The 13,850-nt window shown below is 42.8% G+C and carries 11 protein-coding genes; 7 read left to right on the top strand and 4 right to left on the bottom strand.

The window, feature by feature from the left end:
- The first annotated feature begins 157 nt into the window (after positions 1-157).
- The 6 genes from ACP26M_RS07840 (at position 158) to ACP26M_RS07815 (ending at position 7,288) form a co-directional block, all read left to right on the top strand.
- Positions 158-1,153, top strand: a complete 996-nt coding sequence (locus tag ACP26M_RS07840; protein WP_090525653.1) for an aldo/keto reductase — start codon at positions 158-160, stop codon at positions 1,151-1,153.
- A gap of 59 nt (positions 1,154-1,212) precedes the next feature.
- Positions 1,213-1,671: a DUF3592 domain-containing protein gene (locus tag ACP26M_RS07835; protein WP_426587692.1), complete on the top strand. Its 459-nt coding sequence runs from the start codon at positions 1,213-1,215 to the stop codon at positions 1,669-1,671.
- 61 nt (positions 1,672-1,732) lie between these two features.
- The gene (locus ACP26M_RS07830) at positions 1,733-2,908 is read left to right on the top strand and encodes a dipeptidase (protein ID WP_090525657.1); all 1,176 of its coding nucleotides are present in this window, start codon (positions 1,733-1,735) and stop codon (positions 2,906-2,908) included.
- A gap of 73 nt (positions 2,909-2,981) precedes the next feature.
- Positions 2,982-3,938, top strand: coding sequence for a thioredoxin-disulfide reductase (trxB, locus tag ACP26M_RS07825; protein ID WP_090526227.1), 957 nt, complete (start codon positions 2,982-2,984; stop codon positions 3,936-3,938).
- A 285-nt stretch (positions 3,939-4,223) separates the two neighbouring features.
- Complete coding sequence (locus tag ACP26M_RS07820; RefSeq protein WP_426587689.1) at positions 4,224-6,527, top strand: family 20 glycosylhydrolase; 2,304 nt, start codon at positions 4,224-4,226, stop codon at positions 6,525-6,527.
- Positions 6,528-6,544: 17 nt separating this feature from the next.
- Positions 6,545-7,288, top strand: a complete 744-nt coding sequence (locus ACP26M_RS07815) for a hypothetical protein (RefSeq protein WP_426587687.1) — start codon at positions 6,545-6,547, stop codon at positions 7,286-7,288.
- Positions 7,289-7,432: 144 nt separating this feature from the next.
- On the opposite strand, the gene ACP26M_RS07810 is transcribed toward ACP26M_RS07815, so the two are convergent.
- Both ACP26M_RS07810 and ACP26M_RS07805 read right to left on the bottom strand, forming a co-directional pair.
- Positions 7,433-9,061 carry an acyl-CoA carboxylase subunit beta gene (locus tag ACP26M_RS07810; protein ID WP_426587685.1) on the bottom strand — a complete coding sequence of 543 codons (1,629 nt, stop codon included), beginning with the start codon at positions 9,059-9,061 and terminating at the stop codon, positions 7,433-7,435.
- 187 nt (positions 9,062-9,248) lie between these two features.
- Positions 9,249-9,833 carry a TIGR00730 family Rossman fold protein gene (locus ACP26M_RS07805; protein ID WP_426587683.1) on the bottom strand — a complete coding sequence of 195 codons (585 nt, stop codon included), beginning with the start codon at positions 9,831-9,833 and terminating at the stop codon, positions 9,249-9,251.
- 96 nt (positions 9,834-9,929) lie between these two features.
- Here ACP26M_RS07805 and ACP26M_RS07800 point away from each other — a divergent pair, with 96 nt between their 5' ends.
- Complete coding sequence (locus ACP26M_RS07800; RefSeq protein WP_090525667.1) at positions 9,930-10,709, top strand: hypothetical protein; 780 nt, start codon at positions 9,930-9,932, stop codon at positions 10,707-10,709.
- Between the two features lie 77 nt (positions 10,710-10,786).
- Here ACP26M_RS07800 and guaB read toward each other — a convergent pair whose 3' ends face one another.
- Positions 10,787-12,259, bottom strand: coding sequence for an IMP dehydrogenase (gene guaB, locus ACP26M_RS07795; protein WP_426587680.1), 1,473 nt, complete (start codon positions 12,257-12,259; stop codon positions 10,787-10,789).
- Positions 12,260-12,539: 280 nt separating this feature from the next.
- On the bottom strand, positions 12,540-13,817 hold the full coding sequence (locus ACP26M_RS07790) for a M16 family metallopeptidase (RefSeq protein ID WP_373613832.1): 1,278 nt from the start codon (positions 13,815-13,817) through the stop codon (positions 12,540-12,542).
- Positions 13,818-13,850: the final 33 nt, after the last annotated feature.

The following is a 13,850-nucleotide window of genomic DNA, read 5'->3' as shown; positions in this document are numbered from 1 at the left end:
TTGTGCTATTTACAAATGTGGTAATTTTTTAAATATGCCGATGTGCAAATTTCAGATGCGTAGGTTTTAGCCTGGCTTTATTCATACATCTATAGATGCCCCTTTCAAATCATGTATAAATAAATATATTTGGTGCATACATCAATCTACTTAAAAAATGGAATACAGAAGATTAGGCGAAAGTAAACTAAGCGTATCGGCAATAACTTTTGGGGCATGGGCTGCTGGCGGCTGGATGTGGGGAGGCAATGATGACCAGGAAGCTATTGATGCCATGCGCGCGGCTTACGATCTTGGAATAACATCAATTGATACAGCCCCAGTTTATGGACAAGGTAAAAGCGAAGAGCTGGTGGGCCGGGCTATTAAAGACCTGCCCCGGGATAAGGTACAGATCCTGACTAAATATGGCTTGCGCTGGGACCTTGCTAAAGGTGAGTTCTTTTTTAAGAGTAAAGACAACAACGGGAAGGATATTGATGTATATCGATATGCCGGTAAAGACAGCATTATTGCCGAGTGTGAAACCAGCCTCAAACGTCTTGGTACCGATTATATCGACTTGTACCAAATTCATTGGTCGGACAAAACTACGCCTATTGACGAAACGATGGAAGCCATTTTACGTCTTCAGGAACAGGGTAAAATTCGCGAAGCAGGTGTTTGTAATTATAATTTGAGTCAAATGCAAATCGCTGCCAAAACCATTAAGCTGGCGGCAAACCAGGTTCCGTTTAGCATGGTAAACCGCGCTATTGAAGATGAGCTAATTCCTTATTGCATCGAGAATAGGAAAGCGATATTAGCTTATAGTCCCCTTGAGCGTGGTTTATTGACCGGTAAAATGAAACCCGGCCAAAACTTTGATGAGGGCGACCATCGCGCAGCCGTCAAATACTTTAAAGATCAAAACATTGAGCGTACCAATGCCTTTCTTGCCAAAATAAAACCATTGGCCGACGAAAAAGGTGCAACTTTAGGGCAATTGGTTATCCGCTGGACAATCAATCATCCAGGCATAACTGTAGCGCTGGTTGGCGCCCGTAATGCCGAACAATCTGTTCAAAATGCCAAAGCCATCAATATTCATATCAATGGAGAGGAAATGGAGTTTATCAATAACCAGTTAAGTGATTTGGTGATTGCTGGATAAACATCTTTAACACCGCGGAGAGCTATTAGTCTCTTCGCATGATTATATAAACCTGAACCATGATCATTGATACATTACTATATAGCAGCCATTTAATATCAAGCGATAATCCTATAATAACTGCTTTGACACTGGGGGGTACCGGAGCCATATTTAGCCTGTTTGGGGCTATACTATATGATAGCCACAAAAAACTCATGAAAAGAGGTATACAAGTTGAGGGTACGGTTATAAGTATTGAACATGAAAGGAGCAATAAAGATTCGATGGTATTAAACTACCCGGTAATTAGATATCGGACATTACAAAACGAATTGATAACAAAAAAACACAACATTGGTATCAGCAGATACTCATATAAAGAGGGTGATTCGGTAAATGTGGTATATGATCCTGCTGATAATTCGCTATTTACATTAAATGACAGTTCTTCAAAAAGCGTCCTCCTTAGCTTCATTTTACTTGGATTAACGTTATTAGCTGCATCAATTATTATTTTCATAGTGAAAGCTGGATAGCCAAAATCGGTAAAATCGAAAAAACATGTGAATCAGCGGTCAATTTCCTTATCTTCCAATTATGAAAAGATCGTTATTATTATTTCTTTTATCACTCACGCTAAAACTATCTGCCCAAAACGTACAGCAAATTCATCAAAAGGCAGTTCTAATTGATGCCCACAATGATGTTATTTCAAATGAGCTGATAACCAAAGTTGATTTAAGCAAACATCAAAGCGAAGGTAACTTCGATTTGGTTCGTGCGAAAGAAGGCGGGCTTGATGCACAAATCTTTTCTATCTGGTGCGGTGAGAGTTATGGTAAAGGATCCGGTTTTGCCTTTGCTAACCGGGAAATTGATTCTTTGTACGCGCTCATCAAGCGTAATCCTGATAAAATAGCTTTAGTGCGCAACACCAAAGAACTTAAAAAAGCTGTGGCCGACAAAAAGCTGGCGGCGTTGATTGGTGTTGAAGGCGGGCATATGATCGAAGACAGGATGGATTACATCGACAGCCTTGCTAAACGTGGGATGCGTTACCTCACCCTCACCTGGAATAACAGTACTTCATGGGCAACTTCAGCACGTGACGAGGTTACTAAAAAAGATAGTTTGAAACATTTAGGGCTCACCGATTATGGTAAGCAGATTGTTAAACACCTGAACGAGCTTGGTGTTATGGTTGACGTATCGCACGTAGGTGAACGCACTTTTTATGATGTACTGGCAACTACCACAAAGCCTGTTATCGCTTCACATAGCTGTGCTTATAGTATCGATCCATTTCGCCGCAACTTAAAGGATGACCAACTAAAGGCGCTGGCAAAAAACGGCGGTGTGGTATGCATTAATTTTTATAGTGGCTTTGTAGATAGTACCTATACACCCAAAGTGCTTAAGTTTTTGGCGCTGCATAAAACAGAGCTCGATTCATTGACCAAAGTTTATCATGACGTCGATCTGGCCAATATCAGGATAAACGCCTTGTATAAATCGGAATCAGACAAGCTCAGACCACCGCTTGAGCTGCTGATCAAGCATATCGATTATATTGTGAAACTGATAGGTGTTGATTATGTGGGTATCGGGTCGGATTTTGATGGTGCCGAATCATACCCTCTTGGTTTGGATAGCGTTGCTGATTATCCAAAAATAACCGGAGAACTATTGAAATTAGGCTACAGCCAAAAAGATATTGATAAAATATTAGGTGGAAATGTAATGCGGGTGCTTGCCGCAAATACAGGCAAATGATGTCACTTTGTTGACGATATGCGCTTTGCCTTATGCGCTTAAAATCGTAAATTCGCAACTCATTTATAATAAAATGTCTCAAGAAACTGAACACGTAAAATGCCTGATCATAGGCTCAGGTCCTGCAGGTTATACTGCAGCTATATATGCTTCCCGCGCTGATCTTAAGCCAGTTATGTATACTGGTTTACTGGCAGGCGGCCAGCTTACACAAACTACCGAAGTTGAAAACTTCCCGGGCTATCCGCAGGGCATTATGGGTCCTGAACTGATGGAAGATTTTCGCAAACAGGCTGAGCGCCTGGGTACCGAAATCCGTTTCGGATATGTTAGTTCTGTAGATTTTTCAAGCCTGCCACATAAAGTTGTAGTTGATGATGTGAAAACCATCACAGCTGATACCGTGATTATTTCAACCGGAGCTTCGGCCAAATGGCTTGGTTTAGAGTCTGAACAAAAATATAGCGGCTTTGGTGTTTCTGCATGTGCAGTATGCGATGGTTTCTTTTTTAAAGGCCAGGATGTGGCTATTGTTGGTGCCGGTGATACCGCTGCCGAAGAAGCTACTTATTTAGCTAAATTGGCCCGCAAGGTATATATGATCGTTCGCAGGGACGAGTTCCGCGCTTCAAAAGCGATGGTTCACCGCGTATTGAATACGCCGAATATTGAAATTTTATACAATACCGAAACCAAAGAAATTTTGGGCGATGGTCAAAGCGTTACTGGTGTTAAAGTAATTAATAACCAAACAAACGCCGAAACCGATCTTGACGTTACAGGGTTTTTCGTGGCAATAGGCCACCATCCTAACACCGATATTTTTAAAGGCTGGCTACATATGGACGAAACCGGTTATATCATCACACGTCCTGGTTCAACCGAAACCAACGTAGAAGGCGTATTTTGCGCCGGTGACGCACAGGATCATATTTATCGCCAGGCTGTAACAGCAGCGGGCACCGGCTGTATGGCCGCAATCGACGCTGAGCGTTATCTGGCAGCCAAAGAGCACGTGGTGACGGCGTAATGAGTGGTTAGAGATTGGAGGTTAGTGATTAGTGTCTTAGCCTCAGAAAAGCGATAGGTTTACCTGTCGCTTTTTTTATTTCTTTAACTTTCCTTAATACACAACTCCCTCGTTTGCGTTAATAAGATCTTTTTGAGTTTGCTTAGCATTCTGTTAATTCATTTAATTCCACAAATTCGGTTCAGGTATTCTCCTACTACACTAAACATTTTACACACCAAAACTTCTTATATTTTTTTAAAAAGTTTTATCTTACGGGCTCATACTAACCTGTATAGATAAATTATGTATAAAAAGGCCTCTTTGATACTGCTTGCTGTGCTTGCAGTAACCACCACCATTGTAAACGCGCAGGATGCCGATCCAAACCTGGGTATTATCCCCGCTCCTGTTTCACTGAAAAAATCTCCCGGGCAATTTGTTTTGAGCCAGGAAACCATTATCCAGGCGGATACGCCTTCAAACAAAGCGGTAGTATTTTTTAAAGATTACCTTGCCAACAACCAGGCTTATCATAAACCTGTGATTGTTAAAAGCGGTGCAAGCACAAATGTTATAACCCTTACTACCGCCGGCACCGATGGTTTACCTGCCGAAGGCTATCGTTTAACTATAACGCCACAACAGGTTATTGTCGCAGGTAAAGGTGCCGGATTGTTCTACGGAGTACAAACACTGCTTCAACTAATGCCTGCCGAACATGCCGCCACTATTAAGCTGCCGTGCGTACAGGTGGAAGATTATCCGCGTTTTGGTTACAGGGGGGCAATGCTTGATGTTGGCCGTCATTTTTTTGGAGTAGAGCTGGTGAAAAAATACATTGACCTGTTAGCTGCCTATAAACTGAATACTTTTCACTGGCACCTTACCGAAGACCAGGGATGGCGCATAGAAATAAAGAAATATCCGAAACTAACCCAAATCAGCAGTATGCGCGCGCAAACCCTGATTGGTGGTTACCGCGACCGTACCCCGCAGCAGTTTGATGGCACACCGTATGGCGGGTTTTATACACAGGATCAGATCCGCGAGGTGGTAAAATACGCGTCTGACAGGTTTATTAATATAATACCCGAAATCGAGATGCCCGGACACTCTCAGGCTGCACTTGCTGCTTATCCGGAATTAGGCTGCGATCCCGGCAAAACGTATAAACCTGCCGAAACCTGGGGCGTATTTAAAGATATTTACTGCCCTAATGAAAAAACTTTTGCCTTTTTACAAGATGTATTGACCGAGGTGATGGCACTTTTCCCAAGCAAATACATTCACATTGGCGGTGATGAAGCCCCGAAAGACGCCTGGAAAAACTCGGCTTTTTGCCAGCAACTGATTAAAAAGTTAAAGCTGAAAGATGAGCACGCGCTGCAAAGCTACTTTATACAACGCATTGAAAAATTTGTAAATTCCAAAGGCCGCAGTATTATTGGCTGGGACGAGATTTTAGAAGGCGGCCTTGCACCTAACGCCACTGTAATGAGCTGGCGTGGTGAAGATGGCGGGATTGCCGCGGCGCAACAAAAACACGATGTGATCATGACGCCGGGAAGCAATGGTTTATACATTGATCATGGCCAGGGCAAACCAAGTCAGGAACCCTTGAGCATAGGCGGCAATGAACCCCTTTCAAAAATTTACAGCTATAACCCTACTCCTGCTGTGTTAACACCCGATGAGCAAAAGTACATTAAAGGCGTACAAGCCAATTTGTGGACAGAATATGTAGCAACAGATGCCAAGGTGGAGTTTATGCTGCTGCCGAGGTTGCTGGCCCTGTCTGAAATTGCCTGGTCGCCATTGGCCAACAAAAACTACACAGATTTTGCCGATACACGTTTACCTGCTCATTTGGCCTGGCTGGATAAAAACGGTTTTGACTATCACGTGCCCACAGCTATAGGTGCAAAAGATACAGTAATGATTGGCAGTAAGTTAACTGCCGTATTGAAACCCTCAGTTGAAGGTGCAAAAGTTTATTATACTATTGACGGTTATACCCCACGCGAGACAGATTTAATTTATACTATCCCTTTGAATTTGGATATACCCGTTGATCAGTACCGCGAACTACAAACCATAGTGATCACTCCTTCGGGCAAACGGAGCAATGTTACCCGTACATTGATTTATAATAAAGCGCCAATGGCGGCCGTTACTTATACAGGTACAGCAACAGGCCTTAAGTACCAGGTTTTTCCTGGTCTTTATACCAGTACAAATCAGCTCGGCGTTATGCCTGCCGACAGCGGCGTGACAAAAACCTTTAATACTGCCGATCTGCGAAAAAATAAAGGCAAATATGGTGTGATTTATACAGGATTTGTTAATATTGAAAACGATGGCGTTTACGGCTTTACAACGTCATCTGCAGGGGGCTCGGTGTTATTAATTGATGATCAGCAAGTAGTTGATAACGACGGAAAACATATCATGGATGAACAAATGGGAGCTGTACCGATATTAAAAGGCTATCATAAGATAACCATAAAGTATTTTGATCAGGGCACTGGTCCTGTAGCGTTAAAAGTATTTATTACTGCCCCCGGCAAAGCAAAAGCCGAGCTAACACCAGATACGTTATATAACTAAGTTGAACCATAAAAAATATGACTAACAGGGTTTACCTTTTTGCGCTTGCGATAAGCGCATTAATGGCTGGATGCGGCGGGCAGGAAACAAAGAAGCCTGCCGCTCCTGCGGCACCTAAAAAGCCGGTTTTGATGGCGCCTTTCAGGTTTCACAAACTGATAGAGGTATCGCCGGGGCAAAGCTATGATGTTTTGAGCTGGGGCCGCGGTGCTGAAGAAGCGGGTTCGTTTATGATATTGCATTCAGACTCATCGGCGATAAAATACACTACAACAACCGGTGATTTAGATGGAGCTATCATTGACGTTTATAATTCAGATATGGATGTAGATGGCAACCCGGAAATCCTGATCCAGGCTAAATCAAAAGATACAACCAGCTACACCTCCATCTACGCTTTTGAGTTTAACGACAATAACAGCAAGGCAAATAAGCTTGATTTCCCGAAGCTGACCAGTTCGCAACGCAAAGGTTATCGCGGTAATGATAATTTCTATATTAAAGAAGGTAAGCTGATGCGGGAGTTCCCGATCTTCAATGGCACAGGCAAAGATGCTAAACCTTCAGGCGCAAAACGCCAGTTGGAATATGGTTTACGTGGCAATGAATTTACGGTTAAACAGTTGAGTAAAGATTCAACAGACGTAAAGCAACCGGACAATCAGCCCTCCAAAACTGAAGAAAGAAAATCATCGGATAAACGAAGTTCATCTTCGTCGTCAAAATCATCTAAGAAAAAGCATAAAAGGCACCGAGGATAATTTAGTTTGCGTTACAAACGCAAACCCTGGTCAAGCACTCGTTGGAAACGAGCGCAAGGCGAAACAAGTCAAACATTAAAAGTGCCATGATGAGCAGTTCATCATGGCACTTTTTTACTAATCTCCAGCCTCTAATCACTAAAATCACGTCTGTATCACCCCCACATTAAACGCCTTTTCAATAGGCGCGTGATTAGCGGCCTCAATACCCATAGATATTACTTTACGGGTTTCAAGCGGATCGATGATCCCATCAACCCAAAGCCGGGCAGCGGCATAATATGGGGTTGTTTGGGCGTTATACCTGTCGGTTATCTGTTTCAGCAATTCAGCTTCTTTTACAGCATCTACCTCTTCTCCTTTGGCTTTGAGGCCCGCTGCCTGGATCTGTAGCAGGGTTTTGGCAGCTTGTCCGCCTCCCATTACAGCAATCTTGGCCGATGGCCACGCGTAGATCAACCGGGGATCATACGCCTTGCCGCACATGGCATAATTACCGGCACCATAGCTATTACCTATAACAATGGTAAACTTAGGCACAACAGAATTTGCCACCGCGTTAACCATTTTTGCACCGTCTTTGATGATGCCGCCCTGCTCCGACCGGCTGCCGACCATAAAACCGGTAACATCCTGCAAAAATACCAATGGGATCTTTTTCTGATTGCAATTCATGATAAAACGAGTAGCCTTATCTGCCGAATCCGAATAGATCACCCCGCCAAACTGCATTTCCCCTTTTTTTGACTTAATCACCTTGCGCTGGTTGGCAACAATTCCCACAGCCCAACCATCAATACGGCCCAGTCCACAAATAATAGATTGTCCATAACCGTCTTTATAAGGTTCAAAGGCCGAATTATCCAACAGGCGATGGATAATTTCCATCATGTCGTAAGCTTTCTCCCGGTTATCGGGCAATATGCCATAGATCTCCTTTTCATTGAGCTTTGGAACTGATGACTGAATCCTGTCAAAACCGGCTTTGGTATAATCGCCAGTCATGTTCATGATATTGCGGATGGAGTCAAGTGCGGCCTGATCGTTAGGTTGCTTATAATCGGTAACGCCAGAGATTTCGCAATGGGTTGTTGCGCCTCCGAGCGTTTCATTATCAACATCTTCACCTATTGCAGATTTTACAAGATATGATCCGGCCAGGAAAACAGAACCGGTACCTTCTACTATCATAGCTTCATCGCTCATGATAGGCAAGTAAGCGCCCCCAGCCACACATGAACCCATAATAGCGGCAATCTGGATAATGCCCAAACTACTCATCACCGCATTGTTGCGAAAAATTCGTCCGAAATGCTCTTTGTCAGGAAAGATCTCGTCCTGTAAGGGTAGATAAACCCCTGCCGAATCGACGAGGTAAATGATAGGCAATTTGTTTTCGATAGCTATTTCCTGTGCACGAAGGTTCTTTTTAGCTGTTATCGGAAACCATGCGCCAGCCTTTACAGTGGCATCATTGGCAACAACAACACACTGCCTGCCTGAAATATACCCAATACCACATATGACACCACCAGATGGGCAACCACCATGTTCGGCATACATACCATCGGCTACAAAAGCGCCGATCTCCAGCCATGGTTTATCTTTATCAATGAGGTAAGCCACCCGCTCGCGGGCCAGCATTTTTCCTTTCTCTTTTTGTTTGGCTGCAGCTTTTTCACCGCCGCCCTGGTATACTTTGTTAAGCCGGGTGTTTAGTTCATAAACAAGCTGCTTATTAATATCTTCATTTTTATTGAATTCGATATTCATAATTGGTTTTAGATAGGACAGGTAATTTAGAAAATTTCCTATCTAAAAAGGGAATTGCAAACGGTTTTGTTTTAAAGAGATAAAACCGGTATCAGTTTGCAGTATAAAGCTGGCAGCAGACAGTTTAATCAGCTAATAAGACTATGCTACAAACTAACACTTTTGACTTAAGTCTGCGAACTTAAGACTAAGTAAGGTTTCTGTCTTTAAACCATACCTCGTCGGGTTTGGCGTTGAAGTTATCCATAAGGTTCACCAATTCTATCGGATCGCCGGAAGTAAGGATCAATTCTCGGTTAGTAGGTTTCAGGAAACGTTGTTCAACCATTACATCCATTTGTTTAAGTAACAGATCGTAAAAACCATTTACATTTAACAATCCGATTGGATGGTTATGCAAACCCAATTGCAGCCAGGTTAGCACCTCAAAAAACTCCTCAAGAGTGCCCCATCCGCCCGGAAGCGTAATGATGCCTTCACTAAGATCGTTCATCATTTGTTTACGCTGATGCATATTTTCTACAATGTGCAACTCGGTTAAACCTGTATGCCCTACTTCTTTATCCATCAAAAACTGCGGGATTATACCGATAGCATTACCTCCCCTGTTTAACACAGCATCGGCCATTAAACCCATAACGCCAACTTTACCGCCGCCAAACACAAGCGTAATGTTACGGCTTACCATAACCTCTGCTAATTGTTCGATGGCTTGTTTCAATACGGGATCGCCATTGAAATTAGCTCCGCAAAATACACAGATAGATTTCATGCCCAATGATAATAAAATTTGTTCAATGGCCTATTAAGGTTTTATTACCTGTTGATTGTATTGCTTTAATATTGATATATTTAGAAAAATTATCACATGAAAAAACCTATTTTAACCATTATCACGTTTTTTATTGTTGCAGTGCAGGCATTCGCACAAAACATCACAACTCCTAATGTTGAGCAAAAAGACGATCAATCAACAATCATCAAAAAGATAGAAACCAATAGTCAGTATACTATTGTGACCTTTGAAAACTATGCTTACCAGGATAATGCGTGGCTACAGCTCAATAAAGAGATCTTTATTCAAACTGATTTAAGCAACGCACATTATGAGTATGTTAAGTCGGAAAACATAGCCATGGTACCCAATAAAAATGTATTAAAAAAGGCTGGTGATAAGCTTGAGTTTAAGGTATATTTTAAAAAAATACCTTCTGCTGCAAAATCCATTGACATCATAGAGCATGCCGGGTTAAGCAGGTCGGGAATTAACTATTTTAATTTTTATAATGTTAGTTTAACTGAGCAAGCTGCCGCAACCAAGCATGTCAAGGTAACCGATGTTGTATTGCTTCCGCCACCACCTGTAGCCACGGATACAGCCTCAACAGGACTATTTAATGGAAGCCCCTCTAATGACATGCAAAACGCGATGAATTCTATGGGACCGATGTACGCATCGATGGCAAAATCAGTGCTTGACGCTCAACTCGCTTACTTTAAGCAGCCCGGCAAAATAGCCGAAATAGCTAAATTAAATAAAGATTATTTTGATGCACTTGTTAAAGTGGGATTCAATTACGAACAGGCGTTAAAGATCATCACCGCGAACGGTTTAATTTCAAAATCATCATCAGTGACCGGCCAATAGGTTATTATCAAAAACAAAAGCGGCTGAAAGATAGAGGATCTTTCAGCCGCCTTATTTTATGCAGTTTATATTAAGAATTACCTGCTTGTATAGTTAGGGGCTTCTTTAGTGATAGTAATATCATGCGGATGACTTTCGCGCATACCAGCAGCGGTGATCCTCACAAATTTGGCACGTTGGAGGTCTTCGATATTGGCAGCACCGCAATAGTGCATGCCGGCACGTAAACCACCGATGTACTGGAAAATCACTTCGGCCATGCTGCCTTTAAACGGCACGCGACCAACAATTCCTTCCGGTACCAGTTTTGTCACCACATCGGTTTCATCCTGAAAATAGCGGTCTTTTGAGCCTTTGGCCATCGCCTCAACCGAACCCATACCACGGTATGATTTAAATTTACGGCCTTCATATATAATAGTTTCGCCGGGCGACTCTTCAACACCGGCAAATAATGAACCTGCCATGATTGAGCTTGCACCGGCGGCAATAGCTTTAACGATATCTCCGGTTTGTTTAATACCGCCATCGGCAATTACCGGAACGCCACGGCCTTCAAGTGCCTTGGCGCACTCATATACCGCATATAATTGTGGTACACCCACACCGGCAATGATACGGGTTGTACAAATCGAGCCCGGGCCAATACCTACTTTAACCGCATCAGCACCGGCGTCAGCAAGTGCGATAGCAGCATCGCCCGTTGCAATGTTACCGGCAATTACCTGCAGGTTAGGATAGAGTTTTTTAACTGCCTTAACCATATCAATAACTCCTTTTGAATGGCCATGAGCTGTATCAACTGTAATCACATCTACACCGGCATTAACCAGGGCAGTTACACGATCAATATTGTCGGCAGCAACACCAACAGCAGCGCCTACACGTAAACGACCGAATTCGTCTTTACAGGCATTAGGAAAGTTTTTAACCTTTTGAATGTCTTTATAAGTGATGAGGCCTACCAGTTTCCCATCATTATTCACAACCGGTAGCTTCTCAATTTTATTGCTTTGCAGTATGTTGGCAGCATCAGTCAAGGTAGTTCCTGCCGGTGCGGTGATCAGGTTAGTTTTGGTCATTACCTCAGTAACCGGAATGCTCATGTCCTTTTGGAAACGAAGGTCGCGGTTGGTGATGATGCCTTTCAGGTTGTGATCTGCATCGATAACAGGAATGCCGCCAATGCTGAATTCTTTCATCAGTTGAAAAGCGTCTGCCAGTAAAGCATCTTCACGCAAGGTAACAGGATCCTGGATCATGCCGCTTTCCGAGCGTTTTACTTTACGTACTTCATCGGCTTGTGCCTGGATGGTCATGTTTTTGTGCAACATGCCTATGCCACCCGCCTGGGCAATGGCGATAGCCAAATCAGCCTCGGTAACGGTATCCATGGCGGCCGAGATAATAGGAATGTTTAACCGGATGCTTTTAGTTAAGTAAGTGCCGGTATTCACTTCGCGCGGTAACACTTCTGAATAAGCCGGGAGTAGTAAAACGTCGTCGTAAGTTAATCCTTCGGCAACAAATTTTGATGGGTCTAACTGCATAGCAAATAATTATTTTGGAGTTATTATTTGCCGGGCAAAGGTAATAAAATATTTCGGAATTCGGAATTTCGCTTTTCTATTTATTTAAAATTGCCTTAAGATGATAATTCGGGATTTGGGATTTCGAATGTTCGATTTCGGATTTATTTTATTTTTACTGCTCAAATCCATTCAAGAATTTGGGAGTTTCGCTTTCTGATTCGCCGTTAGACAAATCAAAAAGCGAATTTCCGAAATCAAAGTAATCCGAAATCGAACATCCCAATTCCGAAGTCAAAAATTAATATTTCCCTACAATCACTTTATAAAACTGATCGAAGTTGAAATAAGTATTAGCCAGTTGGATCAGCTTATCTGAAGTTATGTTTTTTACGGTCACCGTATACCTGTCATAATAATCGTAATCCAAACCTGCAAAATAGATGGTTTTGAACTTATCAGCATGCGAAAATACATTCTCCAAACTTCCTAATAATGAGCCTAACATGTAATTGCGCACCAGGGAAAGTTCCTCTTCCGGTACCAGTTCGGTTTTCAACAGGTTCATTTCTTTTTCAATCTCGGCAACCGCCGACTTACAAACATCTGCACCAACCTCTGTCGCTATAAAAAATGATCCGCCCTGCTTAAATGACGCCAGCCCCGATCCTATACCATAGGTATACCCTTTATCCTCGCGGATATTAGCCATTAACCGCGATCCAAAATAACCACCGAATACTGTATTTAAAACCTGTAACGCCTGGAAGTCTTCATGCGAACGGTTGATGATAGGCGTACCTATCCGGATAGCCGATTGCAAAGCTTCCGGTTTCTCTGTAAAATAAAACAGGTCGGCGGCGGCCTTAATATCGGGCTGAATTGTAACCGCCGGGGTTGGGCTGTTTTCCCAGTCTTTATCAAACGTATCGGTAAGCAATGTCAGCATTTCAGGCTCAATCTTACCCGCTATAACGATAGTGCAATTGGAAGGCTGGTACATTTTTTTGTAATGTGCCAGCATATCATCATGCTGCAGGGTTTGATAGTCGGTCATCTCAGCAGCATATCCAAAAATGGTAGTTCCATAAACAGCCCTGTTAAATGCTCTGCGGGCCACCACATCATTTTTTTGCAGACTAACCTGCAATTTTTGTTGTTGGTTGCGCTTAAAGGTTTCCAGTTCCTTCTCCGGAAAAATGGAATTATTCAGGATATCGGCAATAACCGGTAAAGTATGGTGCAGGTGTTTATTTAAGCTATACAGTGTTACCTGCGAGTTTTCATATCCATAGTCAACCTGTAAAAAGGCGCCGTAAAAGTCAATTTTGTCGGCAATCTGTGCAGCAGTTAAAGTTGTAGTGCCATCAGTAAGCATGGAGTTTACGGCCATGTTAAGCAATGGTTTCGCCGGATCAAAGCTTAGGTTACCGAAGACCCACTCAATGCGCACAAGCTCCTGGTCGCCGGAGTTAAAGCAAAAAATGTTGCAGCCATTGCTTAGTTTCTTGTGCTCTGGCCTAATCAGATTAATATTATCGATAGCCCTGAATTCGGGGGCTAATTTTCTGTTGATCATATGTATATTGTTTGCCCTTGGTTGGCGTGATTT

The organism is Mucilaginibacter sp. R-33, from assembly GCF_049949235.1.
Lineage (GTDB): Bacteria > Bacteroidota > Bacteroidia > Sphingobacteriales > Sphingobacteriaceae > Mucilaginibacter.
The sequence above is the reverse complement of the archived record's forward strand: the minus strand, read 5'-3'. Positions and strand labels throughout refer to the sequence as shown.